At 42.4% G+C, this 15,970-nt stretch carries 13 protein-coding genes; 5 read left to right on the forward strand and 8 right to left on the reverse strand.

What is annotated here, in order from left to right; translation table 11 throughout:
• Positions 1 to 116: 116 nt before the first annotated feature.
• Together topA and C900_RS06985 are read left to right on the forward strand one after the other, a co-directional pair.
• Positions 117 to 2,429, forward strand: coding sequence for a type I DNA topoisomerase (topA, locus tag C900_RS06980; protein ID WP_009579003.1), 2,313 nt, complete (start codon positions 117 to 119; stop codon positions 2,427 to 2,429).
• Between the two features lie 9 nt (positions 2,430 to 2,438).
• Positions 2,439 to 3,131: an SIR2 family NAD-dependent protein deacylase gene (locus C900_RS06985; protein WP_009579004.1), complete on the forward strand. Its 693-nt coding sequence runs from the start codon at positions 2,439 to 2,441 to the stop codon at positions 3,129 to 3,131.
• A gap of 289 nt (positions 3,132 to 3,420) precedes the next feature.
• Here C900_RS06985 and C900_RS06990 read toward each other — a convergent pair whose 3' ends face one another.
• Positions 3,421 to 4,002, reverse strand: a complete 582-nt coding sequence (locus C900_RS06990; protein ID WP_009579005.1) for a TlpA family protein disulfide reductase — start codon at positions 4,000 to 4,002, stop codon at positions 3,421 to 3,423.
• Between the two features lie 254 nt (positions 4,003 to 4,256).
• Between C900_RS06990 and C900_RS06995 the strand changes: the two genes are divergently transcribed.
• Both C900_RS06995 and C900_RS07000 read left to right on the forward strand, forming a co-directional pair.
• A complete protein-coding gene (locus C900_RS06995) occupies positions 4,257 to 6,488 on the forward strand; it encodes a Tex family protein (RefSeq protein WP_009579006.1) in 2,232 nt (743 codons plus the stop codon).
• A gap of 57 nt (positions 6,489 to 6,545) precedes the next feature.
• A complete protein-coding gene (locus tag C900_RS07000; protein ID WP_009579007.1) occupies positions 6,546 to 8,354 on the forward strand; it encodes a hypothetical protein in 1,809 nt (602 codons plus the stop codon).
• Between the two features lie 75 nt (positions 8,355 to 8,429).
• Here the strand turns inward: C900_RS07000 and C900_RS07005 are convergent, their stop codons facing one another.
• The 7 genes from C900_RS07005 to C900_RS07035 form a co-directional block, all read right to left on the reverse strand.
• Positions 8,430 to 8,891, reverse strand: coding sequence for a DUF7832 domain-containing protein (locus C900_RS07005; protein ID WP_009579008.1), 462 nt, complete (start codon positions 8,889 to 8,891; stop codon positions 8,430 to 8,432).
• Positions 8,892 to 8,939: 48 nt separating this feature from the next.
• Positions 8,940 to 10,172: a nucleoside recognition domain-containing protein gene (locus tag C900_RS07010; RefSeq protein WP_009579009.1), complete on the reverse strand. Its 1,233-nt coding sequence runs from the start codon at positions 10,170 to 10,172 to the stop codon at positions 8,940 to 8,942.
• A 233-nt stretch (positions 10,173 to 10,405) separates the two neighbouring features.
• Complete coding sequence (locus tag C900_RS07015) at positions 10,406 to 11,107, reverse strand: 16S rRNA (uracil(1498)-N(3))-methyltransferase (RefSeq protein ID WP_009579011.1); 702 nt, start codon at positions 11,105 to 11,107, stop codon at positions 10,406 to 10,408.
• Entirely contained in the window at positions 11,107 to 11,367 is a 261-nt protein-coding gene (locus tag C900_RS07020; protein WP_009579012.1) for an acyl-CoA-binding protein, read from the reverse strand. The genes C900_RS07015 and C900_RS07020 overlap by 1 nt, the downstream gene beginning before the upstream one ends.
• Positions 11,368 to 11,451: 84 nt before the next feature.
• The gene (locus C900_RS07025) at positions 11,452 to 12,753 is read right to left on the reverse strand and encodes a citrate synthase (RefSeq protein ID WP_009579013.1); all 1,302 of its coding nucleotides are present in this window, start codon (positions 12,751 to 12,753) and stop codon (positions 11,452 to 11,454) included.
• A gap of 87 nt (positions 12,754 to 12,840) precedes the next feature.
• Positions 12,841 to 13,659, reverse strand: a complete 819-nt coding sequence (locus C900_RS07030) for a prohibitin family protein (RefSeq protein WP_009579014.1) — start codon at positions 13,657 to 13,659, stop codon at positions 12,841 to 12,843.
• Positions 13,660 to 13,718: 59 nt separating this feature from the next.
• The gene (locus tag C900_RS07035) at positions 13,719 to 14,636 is read right to left on the reverse strand and encodes a tetratricopeptide repeat protein (protein ID WP_185113956.1); all 918 of its coding nucleotides are present in this window, start codon (positions 14,634 to 14,636) and stop codon (positions 13,719 to 13,721) included.
• Between the two features lie 342 nt (positions 14,637 to 14,978).
• On the opposite strand from C900_RS07035, the gene C900_RS07040 reads away from it, so the two are divergent.
• Positions 14,979 to 15,848: a sigma-70 family RNA polymerase sigma factor gene (locus tag C900_RS07040; RefSeq protein WP_009579016.1), complete on the forward strand. Its 870-nt coding sequence runs from the start codon at positions 14,979 to 14,981 to the stop codon at positions 15,846 to 15,848.
• The last annotated feature ends 122 nt before the right edge of the window (positions 15,849 to 15,970 follow it).

The raw sequence follows: 15,970 nt of genomic DNA on the forward strand, positions 1-15,970 counted from the left end.
GCCATGCCAAAATGAAGGTAGCAAAATGTAGTATAAATTAATTAATTAGATCAAAAATTTTATTTTTAAAAAAATTAGTGATATTTGAAATTTTCCAACCAGAGAAAAACTAATATATGCCTAAGAATTTAGTTATAGTTGAGTCTCCTGCAAAGGCAAAAACCATCGAAGGTTATCTCGGCAAAGATTACAAAGTAGCATCCAGCTATGGTCATGTCAGGGATTTACCCAAAGGTGATAAAGCCATTGATATCCAACATGGTTTCAAACCTACCTATGAAATAAGCGCTGATAAGAAAGAGGTCGTAAAGCAACTGAAAAAATTAGTCAAAGATGCGGAAACCATATACCTCGCGAGTGATGATGACCGTGAAGGGGAGGCTATTTCCTGGCATCTTAAAGAAGCACTGAAGCTGGATGATGCCAAGACTAGGCGCATAGTTTTTCGGGAAATCACAAGAAATGCAATTGAAAATGCCATAAAAAATCCGAGGGGCATCGACCTTGACCTGGTGAATGCACAGCAGGCAAGAAGGGTGCTGGACAGGCTCGTTGGTTTTGAACTATCTCCTATCTTATGGAAGAAGATAAAAACCGGGCTGTCGGCAGGACGGGTACAATCCGTGGCTGTGAGGCTTGTTGTAGAGCGGGAGAGGGAAATTGATAAGTTCAAAGCTACTCCAAGCTACAAGATCACTGCTACCTTCGATCTGGGAGGAGGTAAGCTTCTGCACGCGGAACTACCCAGGAAATTTGATACTGAGGAAGAAGCAACAGAATTTTTGGAAGCTTGTAAGGGAGCAGAATTTTCCATTGTAGACCTACAGAAAAAGCCTTCAAAAAAATCTCCCGCTCCACCGTTTACTACGTCTACCTTACAGCAGGAAGCCAGCAGGAAGCTGGGCTTTTCTGTATCGCAGACTATGACGATTGCACAAAAACTTTACGAGGCAGGTATAATATCTTATATGAGAACGGACTCTGTGAACCTGTCACAAGAGGCAATTAATGGAGCCGTTGCCGAGATCAAAAAGGAGTTTGGCGACAATTTTGTGAAAGTCAGAGCCTATAAAACAAAATCCGGTTCGGCACAGGAAGCCCACGAAGCCATTCGTCCTACCGATTTTGCTATGACCGATCCAGGTGTGGATAGAAATGGTCAGCGGTTATACGAGTTGATCTGGAAAAGGGCAATTGCTTCGCAAATGGCTGATGCTCAAATTGAAAAAACAACGGCTACTATTGGCATATCAACAGTACCACAACAATTAGTTGCTACCGGTGAAGTGATTAAGTTTGAAGGGTTCCTATCTGTATACCTGGAGTCTACAGATGATGAAGAGGAGGGCGAGGAGCAAAAAGGAATGCTGCCACCGTTAAACGTGGGGCAGCAGCTCACCCTTGATGAAATGAAAGCACGCCAGGGCTTCAGCAGGCCGCCTGCACGATATACAGAAGCTAGTCTGGTAAAGAAACTGGAGGAAATGGGCATAGGCAGACCATCTACATATGCGCCCACAATTTCAACCATACAGAAGAGAAACTATGTGATCAAGGAGAATCGTGAAGGTACCGAGAGGAATTACATGGTAATGAGATTGAAAGATAACAGTATCCAATCCAAAACATTGACCGAGGTGGTAGGTACGGAGAAGAGCAAGCTTTTTCCTACAAACATCGCCATGGTAGTCAACGATTTTCTGGTAGAGCATTTTCCCAATGTTACTAACTATAGCTTTACCGCTGAGGTTGAAGAGCTATTTGATGAAATCGCCCGTGGAAAAACGGAGTGGGATAAGATGATCACTGATTTTTACAAGGAGTTTCATTCCAAAGTAGAGACCACTGAAAATATCGAGCGTTCTGCTGTACCTAAGTCCAGAGAGCTGGGTGTTGATCCGAAGTCTGGTAAGAAGGTAATTGCCCGGCTCGGAAGGTTTGGCCCTATAGTGCAGATTGGAGGCGATGATGAGGAGGAGAAACCGCAATACGCCAGCCTGAGAAAGGGGCAGTTCATTGAAAACATTACCATGAAAGATGCTATGGAGCTTTTTAAATTGCCCAGAGATCTTGGTGAATTCGAAGAAAAACCCATGCAGGTTGGTATTGGCAGGTTTGGCCCCTACGTGAAGCACGACAATAAGTTCGTATCCATACCAAAAGACGATGATCCTTACAGTATAGATGCAGACCGGGCCATAGAACTGATCAGACAGAAGCGGGAAGCGGACGCCAATAAATTCATCAAAACGTTTGAAGAAAATCCCGATGTTCAGGTGCTCAATGGTCGTTATGGCCCTTACATCAAGTTTGGTAAAAAGAATGTGAAAATTCCAAAAGGAAAAGAGCCAAAAGAGCTTACCCTTGAGGAATGTATAGAGCTGGCGGAAAAGACACCTGAGAAAAAGGGACGAGTACGTAAAAAATAAAGGACTGCTATGCAAAAGGTTGTCGTTCTTACCGGAGCAGGAATAAGCGCTGAGAGCGGCATCCCCACCTTCAGGGATGCCGATGGCCTTTGGGAGGGACATGACGTTATGGAAGTGGCCTCACCGCAGGGATGGGAGCGAAATCAGGAACTTGTGCTTCATTTCTATAACGAACGGAGAAAAACGGCACTAAACGCAAAGCCCAATACAGGGCATCTTGCCCTGGCAAAGATGGAAGAAGATTTTGATGTAACGATCATTACCCAAAATATTGATAATCTCCATGAAAAAGCCGGTTCCTCAAAAGTAATTCACCTCCACGGACAATTATTTCAATCCAGAAGCACGGCTGATGAAAACCTCATTTATGATATGGAGGGATGGGAGCTGAAATTGGGTGACCTTTGTGAGAGAGGGTCTCAATTGCGTCCCAATGTGGTGTGGTTTGGAGAAATGGTGCCGATGATGGAAGTGGCAGCCGAAGAAGTCTACAAGGCGGATATTTTCATCGTTGCCGGTACTTCACTGGTCGTATATCCTGCAGCAGGTTTGCTAAGCCTGGCTGCCGATGAAATTCCCAAATATGTGATCGACCCTAAAATTCCTATTGTAGAAAAACGCCCTAACCTGTACTTTGTAGAGGAAAAGGCAAGCACAGGTGTTGAAAGAGTAAGACAACTGCTTCTCGCTGGCTTAACTTAACGTGAGTGCGATAGTAACCGATTAAAGGTAGGCATATCAGAGAGCAAAAAAAACTCTTTTTAAGGTTATTCTGAATGAATTTAGCAATCATACACTAGAGTATCTCATTTTGCAGTTCGTATTGTCGTTCTTCCACTTAATACTCACGACTCAGTACTCACGACTTTTTTTGCCAAATTCCCCAGTGTCATCGGATGAGATTTGCTTTGAGAAGACATTCATCCGATGAAGCTTTGCACTTCCGTCTTCGGTCTTCGGTCTTCCGGCCCTTTTTGCCAACTGCCGACTTTCACAACTCCACCTTTTCCGCCTCCTCTTTCATGAATTTGATGAACGATTTGGTGTTATACTTAGCCATTCCTACTTTTTTAGACACAATACGACCATCCGCTGAGATCACAAAAGTGGTAGGTATGGAAGGGCTCCTGTATATATCTGGCACCCTGCTGGCTGCCATGTAAACAGGGAATGTATAACCTTTCTTTTCTATGAATTTTTTAGGTTTCACTTCTGAGTCATCCATGGAGAGCATGATAAATACAATATCATCACTTTTTACTTCCTCGTATAATTCCTGGATGCCCGGCATTTCTGCAACACACGGAGGGCACCAAGTTGCCCATAAGTTCATAAAGATCACCTTACCTTTGTAATCTTCGAGGTTAATGGTCTTTCCCTCAAGATCCTTCAACATAAAGTTGTAGTCTGCTACATCCTTTTTTCCGGCTTCCAATTCCGTATCCGCGGTGATCAGTCCTGTGGTAAGGATAGCTCTTTGAGCCAGAGCCGCCACATCGGTATAAAGACCAGTGAAATATAGAAATAAAACGATGATGAGGAATATACCCCACTCCTTAAGTTGCTTTTTCATACATGTGAAGATAACACTTTTTTGAACGCTGTATTGTCACCAATGTTACATAACAGTTCTCAGTCTCAGTTTAACAGTTTGCCGTTCACAGTTCCCAGTTCACAGTTTATTGGTTCGGATTCCGGCACCCAGTACCCCAGCAACAAGAAACCAGTAACCAGAAAAAAACTTTTTTCCCTTTACCTCCGGTCGTCTATTTCTTAATTTTATATTTTTGTCGGCTTCAAAATTAATTCAAGTATAAACGATAGTCAATGGATAAGAATATTTCAATAGTTGCTGTAGAGCTGGGGATCAGGGAAAAACAAGTAAGCTCGGTGGTAGATTTGCTGGATGAAGGTGGTACCGTGCCATTCATTTCAAGGTATAGAAAAGAGATGACGGGAAGTTTGGATGAAGTGGCCATAACTGCCATCAGGGATAGGATTACCCAATTGAGAGATCTGGACAAAAGAAGAGAAGCAATCTTAAAATCTATTGAAAAGCAGGAGAAGCTGACACCCGAACTGGAAAAGGCTATTAACGAAGCACAAACTTTGGCTGAGTTGGAAGACATCTATCTCCCATATAAGCCAAAGAGAAAGACCAGGGCCACCGTGGCGAGGGAGAAGGGACTGGAGCCATTGGCCAAACAGATATTTGACCAGGAAAATATTGATGTACAGCAGCTTGCCAGTCAATTTATAAGTGAAGAAAAAGAGGTGGCAAATGAGGAGGAAGCGCTTCAGGGCGCTCGCGATATAATAGCGGAATGGATGAATGAAGACCAGGAGACCAGAAAGCGCATGCGGCAGCTCTTCGAGAAGGACGGTGTCATCACCTCCAGGGTTATAAAAGGCAAAGAAGAGGAAGGTCAGAAATACAAAGATTATTTTGAGTGGGAGGAGCCCATTGCCAAGACACCATCGCACCGGCTATTGGCGATGAGAAGGGGTGAAAAGGAAATGATCCTTTCTTTGGATATATGTCCTGACGAGGCAAGCGGGGTGCAGTTACTGGAAAAACTATTTGTAAAAGGTTATAACCAGGCTTCTGAACAGGTGAAAATGGCCGCAACAGATTGCTACAAACGACTTCTGAAACCCTCTATGGAAACAGAGATCAGGATCAATTCCAAGACCAAAGCCGATGAAGAAGCCATTCGGGTATTTGCTGACAACCTGCGACAGCTATTGCTGGCAGCGCCATTAGGGCAGATGAATGTATTGGCGCTTGACCCGGGTTTCAGAACCGGGTGCAAAGTAGTGGTGCTGGACAAGCAGGGAAAATTGCTGCACAATGATGCCATCTATCCGAACGAACCTCAGAGGAAAGTTGCTGAGTCAGGTGCTTTGATCAAATACTTGTGTGAAAAGTATAATGTAGAGGCCATAGCCATAGGAAATGGGACAGCCAGCAGGGAAACAGAAAGCTTCGTGAGAAACCTGGGGCTTCCTAAAAATATCCTGGTACTCATGGTCAATGAAAGTGGTGCGTCTGTTTATTCTGCTTCTGACGTGGCCAGAGATGAGTTTCCTGATCATGATGTAACAGTAAGGGGAGCAGTGTCCATCGGGCGAAGACTGATGGATCCCCTGGCCGAATTAGTAAAGATCGATCCCAAATCCATCGGAGTAGGTCAGTATCAGCATGATGTAGATCAAAATGCATTAAAACACAGCCTTGATGATGTGGTAATGAGCTGTGTGAATTCCGTGGGAGTGGAGCTAAATACGGCCAGCAAGGAGCTGCTGAGCTATGTTTCTGGTCTGGGTCCTCAACTTGCCAAATCCATAGTGCAATTCCGAAATGAAAATGGTCCCTTCAAGGATAGAAAATCCCTCACCAAAGTCAGCAGGTTGGGCGATAAAGCATTTGAGCAGGCGGCTGGTTTCCTGCGAATAAGAGGCGCTAAAAACCCTCTGGACCAGTCAGCGGTGCACCCCGAAAGCTACCATATAGTTGAAAGTATGGCTGCTGACCTTGGCTGCTCAGTGCAAGACCTGATCGATGATGTTACTTTGCGAAATAAGATCGACCTTAAGAAATATGTTACGGATACTGTGGGGCTTCCAACGTTAACCGATATCCTGGACGAATTAGCAAAACCGGGGCGGGACCCCAGGGAGACTTTTGAGGCATTTAGCTTCCAGGAAGGGATCAACAATATGGAAGACCTTCGTGTAGGAATGGTATTGCCCGGAATCGTGACCAATATTACCAATTTCGGTGCATTTGTTGATATTGGCGTTCATCAGGATGGACTCGTACACGTCAGCCATCTATCGGATTCTTTCGTGAAAAATCCCGCTGAAGTAGTATCGGTTCAGCAAAAGGTGACAGTTACAGTAGTGGAAGTAGATATCAACCGTAAGCGTATCGCATTGTCTATGAAGAGCGATCCCTTTGGAAAGCAGCCGGCTAAGCCAAAGAAGAAGCAGGAAAACCTTCCGGAAGGTGACCTTCAGGAAAAGCTCAACAAGCTCAAAGGGCTATTTAATGGATAATTGCTGAAAAAGGATAGAAAAATCATTAAATTGCTTTCTGAATAGTTGGTTTATATTATGAAAAAAGCAATTCTGGTATTGATTTTAGTGCCTCTCATCACCGTGTGTGCAGAGGCACAAAAGGTGAAGTACAAAGATCTTTATTATTTACTGGACACCAGAAAGTATGACGAAGCTGAGCCATTTCTCAGGGAATTTTTATCGGACCCTAAGAATGTGGATCATACCAATGCAAACTTTCAAATGGCAGTGATCTATCAGGAGAAGGCAAAAAAAAATGATGTCCTTCAGGAAACTGAAATACTCAAATACAATATTGATTCCGCGATCATCTACTACCAAAAAACCCTTACTTATCTGGACGAGAAGGAGATCAAGCGCAATGATGAGTATTATCAGGCGTATAAAAGAAGAGATATCAGAACGGGGAAATTCGGTATAAAACTCGCTGATATTCAATTCGACATAGAAAAGAAGATCGAAGGGCTGAAGGGGCAAAAAGAGAGAATATCCGAACTCAAGAACTATTACGAGCAGATGCAGCAATATTATGCTGCTGCACAGCAGGGGTTTAATGGTTTACAAGCCAACTATCCGAACAGGAAAATACTTTTTTTGAGAGCTGATAATAAGCTGCTTGATGATTTCGATGTGATCAAAAAGAATTATCTGCAAGCTATTGAGAACTTTGACAAATATAAGTCGGCATTGGGTAAAGTAGTAGGAAGCGGATATGATCAGTCGCTACGCCAGAAGCAGATCATAGACTATAAGAATGATGGCAAAAGTACCCCGGAATACCTTTCAGATAATATTGACTTTTGGGATTTTTCCACCTGGCTCGATCAGGCCAAAGCCGATGTCAGAGAGAAGATATTTCCGTTAAGGGAACAGCTCATGGTTTTTGACCAGTCGCTTAACAAGCTACGCGAGAAGATGGTGCAGGACTCCTCTTCTGTTGCAGCGGATATTAATATGCCGCTTTATAGCAAGCTGAACAGCGAACTGTATGAGTTTGATAAAGAGCCACTTCCTGTAGCGATGTTTGACCTTAAGATAGCAGATCTTAAATTTAATTCCAGTGTGATTCAGAATAGAGATTACACAGATTCTTTGGATATTATGTATCAGTTGGAAGTAGTAGGCAACAGGCTTCATCAACTCAATGCGATGGACAGCCTCGTCAATATCCTGGTGGGTAAAGATTTGGCTGAAGAATGTAAAAACTACAAGGAATATGTGGATGCCCAATTCGGAGGCGAAGCTGGTCTGCAGGCTTTTGTGAAGCAGAAGCTCGATTTTGTTATCGAGCAGAAAAGAGCCAGAAACACGGAATATGAGCGTATCAGGGAGAGGTCTCGCTGGTTGGTAGCTGAGAGCGACTCTATTCCACTGTTTGATATAAGGCAAGGCAACAGGTATATACCACTTGAAATCACTGACGAAACCACAAGCGGCCTCTATTTCTCAGGAGAAAAGCCTGCGGAGGGCTATTTTTCTTTGGTGGAACGTACACGCGTACCTAAAGTGAATATCAAATTTGAAGTTAATTCCGAGTTTTTCAACAAGGCAAATATAGAAGGTATCTCCTCTAAAACAGTTATGGATGAGGCAGGGCAGATCTATTTTGTTGTTTTTTATACACCCAAACCAGAACAGGATACCTATGTTGCTACGATTAGCAAGATATATACTTCTGATGGCCTGGCATGGACGAAGAGCGTGGATTTGGCTATGACACCTAAAAATTTCACCTATGAACAGCAGGCTGGTGAATTTATTGTGGAATATGACGCTGAAACGGGCACAAATGGTAATGCTTCAAAGACCCTGGTACTCGATAAGAAGGGAAATGTTAAAGAATGAGCAATAAAAAAAGGTTCTACTAAAAGAGTTGGCGGTTATGCTTTCACTTTTAATACAACCTTTAGACTTAAATTTTTATAGATTTCCCGTTAGTTTTTTCCAATCCTGAAATCTCACATCAATACGGGTTTTAATTGCTTCGTAATTTTCCCAGGTATCTTTTACGTGATAGATGGAAGGTAATTTTTTCACCAACACCTCATCATAATCATTGCGGTAAAGCCCGCCCCCATAGTAGTAGTAGGTGAACATATTGCCGTGCTTATTAAAAAGCTCGTATCCCAGATATCCATCCCAGATCTCGCTCAGAATAGTACAGGATATTTCCCTCCTCTTGAATCTAAAGATCTGCATCTCTGCCTCATCTTCAAAATATTCGGAGTAAAGAGCTGTATCTATTATCCACCCCAGGTACATACCTATATGCACATAAGCCTGTTCAATTGGTAGTGAATCCGGAAAATTTCCAAGAAAGTGGCTCTTGGCATTGTCGTAAATAGTTTTTTGAATGTGGGATGATTTCTTGTCATTCGTCATACGTGAACACTTTAAATAATAATCAGTATGAAATATAATTAAATGAACTTAATGAAAAAACATATATCCAAAAAGAATTGCGGCAATGATCCCAGCCAGATCGGCAATAAGCCCTGCGGTAATGGCATAACGTGTTTTTTTGATGTTTACAGAACCAAAATAAACGGCCACTATATAAAAGGTGGTTTCAGTAGCGCCTCTGAATATGCTGGCCATTCGGCCTGTAAAAGAATCTACTCCATGTGTTTCGATAGTTTCGATCATCATCCCTCTTGCAGCGCCACCGCTAAGGGGTTTCATAATTGCCGTAGGCAGCGCCTTAACAAAGTCTGTATCGGCTCCGGTAAGGGAAACAAGGTATTCCATTCCCATAACAAGATAACTCAAGGCGCCGCTGGCCCTGAATACACCAATAGCCACAAGAATAGCTATCAGGTAGGGGATGATCTTTATAGCTATCTGGAAGCCCTCCTTGGCACCGTCTATGAATGTTTCGTAGATGTTGATGCCCTTCCTGAGCCCAAGCAACAAAAAACTGATAATAAGCGAAAATATAATCAGGTTGCTGGCTACAGTTGATACTTCTCCTACTTTTTCCTGGGGGATAGAGGTGAAATAGTAAATGATAGATGCGATGATCAGTGTGAAGCCACCGAGATAAGCCAGTATCACTTTGTCAAACAGGTTGATCTTTTGATAGATCGCTACTGTAATAAGGCCCACAATTGATGAGCAGAAAGTAGCCAGCAGTATCGGTAGAAATACATCAGTAGGGTTAGCAGCGCCCAGTACAGACCTGTCCACCAGAATTGTCAGGGGGATTATGGAAAGGCCCGAGGTATTTAATACCAAAAACATGATCTGTGCATCTGAAGCGGTTTCTTTGTCAGGGTTGAGCTCCTGCATTTCGTTCATGGCTTTTAATCCGAGGGGGGTGGCAGCATTGTCCAGGCCTAGCATGTTAGCCGAGAAATTCATGATTACTGCTCCGGTTGCCGGATGGTCTCGTGGGATCTGTGGAAATAGCCTGGCAAAGAAGGGCCCCACTAATTTGGAAAGCACCTTTACCATGCCACCTTTTTCCCCAATACGCATCAGGCCCAGCCATAGGGCCATCACACCAGTCAAAAACAATGATATTTCAAAACCTGTTTTCGCCATTTCAAAAGTCGAATTGACCAGCGCAGAGAATATTTCATAATCCTGAAAAAAGATCAGCTTAACCAGGGCAACAACAAATGCGATAAGAAAAAAGGAGATCCAGATATAGTTTAATACCATGAAGAAAGAGTTGGTTAAGGGTAAAAATATAAACTTAGTCTAATAACCCCAACAACCTCAAATTTCTTTTTCTATTCTAATGTAGAACCGATTCAAGGTATGCATGTCAGAAAACAGAGCCAGAATACCTCTTTTTAAGGTCATTCTGCCTGTTTTTAAGCATTTTATATATTTATTGGGAGTTAACAAAAGCCGCGTCAGTGCAAGAAGCTTGGCTGGGTGGAGTGAAGAAGTTATGCGTCATTTATCAAATTTAATGTATGACAGGCCACTATACCTGCCGTTTCTGTCCGCAGTCTACTGCTTCCAAGACTTACCTTTTTAAATCCATTTTGCAGCGCATATTCAACCTCTTCACTAGTAAAATCTCCTTCGGGGCCTATTAGTACGCAATATTTCCCTCCGGCCTTAGCACTCCGGGCCAGGCCTACCGGATTATCAAAGTCGACATGCGCAATATACTTGTCTGTCTCTGTAATCTTAGTAGTAAGCTCATTAAAGGACCTCAGTTCATTGAGCTTTGGCATGTAGCGATGCTGAGATTGTTTCATGGCGCTTAGCGCCTTCCGCTCCAATCGATCCAGTTTAAGGACTTTCCTTTCGGAATTCTTACAACTGATAAAACTGATTTCCTGCACCCCTATTTCCACAGTCTTTTCGACAAACCACTCTATACGGTCGAGGTTTTTGGTGGGCGCTATTCCTACGTGAATATAATAGGGGGGAGGTTGCTGAAATTCAGTATCGATTACCTCAAACTCACATTTTTTCTGGTGAGCTGAGGTAAGCCGTACCGAAAAGATATTTCCACGGCCGTCTTGTACTTGTATGGTGTCTCCGGTTTTATACCTTAGCACTTTTATGCAATGGCGGGATTCTTCTTCATCCAGGAAAAGTACACCGTTAGATACTTCAGGCTGGTAAAAGAGTGACATTACGCATATTTTGTTTCAAGGTCGTCTACCAGTGCAATGTATTCAGCTTCTGCCTCTTCAGGTGATTTCCCAGTCTGCTCTGCCCAGGCATCATGTTTGGCTATGGCTTTGAAATCAAAACCTCCCGGCCTGCTTTCATGATTGTCACCTTCGGTAGCCTGCTTGTAGAGGGCGTATAACTTTAACAGTTCTTCGTTTGACGGTCTTTTTGTCAGCTCTTTGGATCTTTTTACAGCACTTTCAAATTTTTCTGTTGGCATATTTTATATGTTAAATCTGGGGTTGTAAATAAAAAAGGCTGAATATAGTACCCAGCCTCCTTTGATCAAAATGTATATTCTGAATTATCTATTGTTCATATCCACATAAGATCTGAGGTTGTGACCTACATAGATCTGTCTCGGCCTTCCTATAGGCTCGTGATTTTCTCTCATTTCTTTCCACTGTGCAATCCATCCTGGCAGGCGTCCGAGAGCAAACATTACTGTGAACATATCCACAGGTATGCCCAGCGCTCTGTATATGATGCCTGAGTAGAAATCAACGTTAGGGTATAGTTTTCTCTCGATGAAGTAGTCATCGCTCAATGCTACTTCTTCCAGTCCTTTAGCAATTTCCAGTATCGGATCATTCACACCAAGTTTGCTTAATACATCATCAGCGGCTTTCTTGATGATCTTCGCCCTGGGGTCGAAGTTTTTATACACCCTGTGGCCGAATCCCATGAGTCGGAACGGATCATCCTTGTCTTTGGCTTTTCCCATCCATTTTTTAGTGTCGCCACCATCTTTCTGGATGTTTTCCAGCATGTGTATTACGGCAGAGTTAGCGCCACCATGAAGCGGCCCCCAAAGCGCATTAATACCGGCAGAGATAGATGCGTATAAGCTGGCCTGAGAAGAACCAACAATTCTTACTGTAGAAGTAGAGCAGTTTTGCTCATGGTCAGCATGCAGTATCAGGAGTTTGTCAAGTGCATTCGCTACAACAGGATCTACCTGGTATTCTTCGGCAGGTAAAGCAAACATCATCTTCAGGAAGTTGCTGCAATAGTCCAGCCTGTTGTCAGGGTAATTTACCGGGTGTCCAACTTCATTCTTATAAGCCCAGGCAGCAAAAGTAGGCATTTTAGCCAGTATCCTGATAATGCTCAGGTTGACTTTGTCAGCAGAGCGGTTAGGGTCAAGAGATTCGGGATAAAATGCAGTTAGTGAAGTGACCAAAGAAGATAAGACTCCCATTGGGTGAGCATTAGAGGGGAAGCCTTCCAGTATCTTTTTAATGTCTTCATGCACCAGGGTGTGAACCTTAATTTCATTCTGAAATTTGTTCAACTGCTCTTGTGAAGGAAGTTCTCCGTATATTAAAAGATAAGCCACCTCAACAAAAGTGGATTTTTCAGCCAACTCCTCAATAGAATATCCTCTGTATCTCAAGATACCTTTTTCTCCATCAAGGAAGGTAATAGCGCTTGTGGTAGACCCGGTATTTTTGTAACCCGGATCAAGAGTTATCAGACCAGAGTCGCTTCTCAACGATCCTATGTCAATTCCTTGCTCGTTTTCCGTTCCCTCAACTAACGGTAGCTGGTAAGATTTTTCTCCAAATTTGATCTCTGCCGTTTTGATCTCTGCCGTTTTAGACATTTTTTCTCTTTAGTTTAAGTTCCTGTTATTCTAAATCGACCGTGAAATTAGATAAAAAAAGGGTTAAATAAAAACCCTGCAATCGATCTAATTACCACCAAGAATAAGAGGCATACCGTCTTTGCCACTGCCTACCACCACAACTTTGGAATTCGGTGATTTTGATAGTTCTAAAGTAGCCTCAATTCCACGCATCTTTAACAATTCAGGTGTCAAACTGTTATTAATTATTTTATTTGCTACGGCTTCACCTTCTGCCGCTATTCTTTTTCTCTCGGCTTCGCTCTTCTCCTTTTCGAGTCTAAACTGGTAGGCCAGTGCTTCCTGCTCCTGCTGTAGTTTGTTTTCGATAGCAGCCCTGATCTGGTCAGGCAGGTTGATTGACCGGATAAGCAGCGCTTTCATGTCACAATTGTTCTCTTTAAGGCTTTTTTCAGTCTCCAACTTAATGGAAGCCTCTACTTCCCCTCTTTTTGTCGAGTATATCTCTTCTGCGGTAAATCTCCCCATCACCTGTCGCACGGCCGACCTCACCTCGGGTATTACCAGGGAGTTGACATAGTTGATACCAAAGTTTTCGTGCAGGTAGCCAATTTGGTCGTAGATGGGGTTGAAACGAAGCGTAACATCCACATTAAGGCTCAGCCCGTTTTTGTCCAGCACATCCATTTTTTCTTCTATTGACCTCTCCCGCACTTCATAAACATGAAGCGTATTCCAGGGAGCCTTTATGCCAAAGCCTTGTTTGATCACGTTCTCTTTGTCCAGTCCACCGCCAAATTTATAAAAGATAATGGCTCTTTCTCCTGCATCTATTGTGTAAAAGATACTTGATGATAGCGCCAGTAACACCACTACGGCAATAATGATAACAATGATAACGGGTAAAAATTTTCTGTTGTCCATAACTATAAAACGTATTTCTATTTGCGGCAAGTTTGTAATTAAAAAAATGAAATCAAATCTTACTCACATACTTTTTTGACTTTGTCGAAGTCTTCATAGTATCCGAGGCCGCCAGCTTCCTCCCAATCTGCGCAGGCTCCTGCCTTATCATTCATTTCATATCTGCAGTTGCCGCGCATGCTGTAGTAAGAGCCGTCATCATTATTGAGCATAATTGCCGTGGCGTAATCTTCCAGAGCTTTTGTATATTCTCTTTTTTGCTGGTATGCCTGAGCCCGGTAAAAGTAGCTGTCAGAGTTGTTGTAGTTTTTGATAATGGCAATGTTGTACATAAATATAGCCGAATCGGGCTGATTCATTTTGCTAAATACATTGCCTTTATAGAAATAGTACCCGTAAAAGTCAGGGTTGATTCTGGTTAGCCTATTGGCGGCCTTAAGAGCCTGAGGGTATTTTTCGCTGTTATAAAGTGCTACAAACCTATAGTATTCGTATTTTTCCTCAAATGGTTTTAAACGCAGGGCCATATCATAGTCCTCAACGGCCCCGGTGAAGTCACCAAGCTCATATTTCATTTTACCCCTTAAAATATATGAATAAGCGGAAGTATCTTGTGGGTGGAGAGAAATATAGTTTGAGAAACTACTGAGAGCCTTCTCCATCTGGCCCATGTTTCTATAGGTAAACCCCTGGTACATCCATATTACATTATTTTCCGGGTTTAACCTGTACGCAGTTTTGAAATCTTCCAATGCATTATTATAATCTCCATTTTTGAAAAAACAGATGCCTCTGTGAAAAAAAGCTTTGGTAAAAGTAGAATCTTTTTCAATACACTGCGTTAAGTAGTTTATAGCTTGCTCGCGATCAACCGAAATATAATGATAGCCTCTGTTGAATAATTTTTCTATGGAACTCTGAGCAAGGGATGAAATATAAAGAAAACAAGAAAACAGAAGGAGGAGTAAACGCTTCACCAATACCGTTTGGGACATGATCAGGGGGCCTGGGCTAAATAAAACGACTGCAAATTTAGTAAGAAATAATATGTTACCAACAAACGCGTAAGGTAATTATTTAAAATAGTTCTAAGCAGTTTCGAAAAATTTTTGTATCATGCGAAATTTCCCGAAAAGAGGGGTTAAAAAGGTCGTTTTAAAGGGGGATAGCGTAGGGAAACACAAAAAAAAGACAAAAAAATCGAGATTTAAGGAGAGGGGGGAACAAATTCAGATTTTTATTGTTATAAATGGTTGTATATAAAAAATAGCAGAAATAATACATAACGCAAGAATTAATACATTAGGATAAAAAGGAGAATGAGACAACTTAAGATTACACAATCCATCACCAACAGGGACAGCAGAACCCTGGAAAAGTACTTCAATGAGATATCTAAGGATGAGCTCCTGACCCCTGAAGAAGAGGTAGATCTGGCTCAGCGAATTAGAGAAGGGGATGAAGCTGCACTGGAAAAACTGGTGAAGGCAAATTTGAGATTCGTAGTATCAGTGGCTAAACAATACCATTATTCTAATAAAATACCGCTTAACGACCTTATTAATGAGGGTAACCTGGGCCTGGTAAAAGCGGCAAAAAGATTTGATGAGAAACGTGGGTTTAAATTCATCTCTTATGCTGTATGGTGGATCAGACAATCGATCATCCAGGCGTTGGCCGAGCATTCAAGAATTGTAAGGATCCCTTCTAATAAAATAGGAGCGCTTTCTAAAATTGATCAGGCTTCTTCTATTCTCGAGCAACAGTTTGAGCGTGAGCCTACCGATGAGGAATTGGCGGAGCTTCTGGATATGAGCGTAGATGAGGTTAGAACTACGGTAAGATCCCAAACTAAGCAGGTATCTATTGACAAGCCTTTCTCTGAGGATGAGGGCAGCTCATTATTAGATGTAATGGAAGATGAGGACAGCAATGCTGTTGAAGATCTGGTATATAGTGACTCTTTGAGGAGAGAGGTTGCAAGATTGCTTTCTACACTTACAGAAAGAGAGCGAATTGTGATCAGCCAGTACTTCGGACTAAGTGAAAATACAAGCTTATCACTTGAAGATATTGGAGAGAACCTTGGCCTTACCCGTGAAAGAGTAAGACAGATAAAAGAAAAGGCGCTTAGAAAACTTTCTAAGAACCCTAAGAACGAACTGCTGAAGCCTTACCTGGCTAACTAACCAGTAGTTGATCAAATAAAAAGGGAGCGCTGAATTTTCAGCACTCCCTTTTTATTATGGCTCTCCACAGGTACCTATTAACAATTAACAATTAACAATTAACAATTAACAATTAACAATTA

This window comes from Fulvivirga imtechensis AK7 (assembly GCF_000331535.1).
In the GTDB taxonomy this organism is placed as follows: Bacteria; Bacteroidota; Bacteroidia; order Cytophagales; family Cyclobacteriaceae; genus Fulvivirga; species Fulvivirga imtechensis.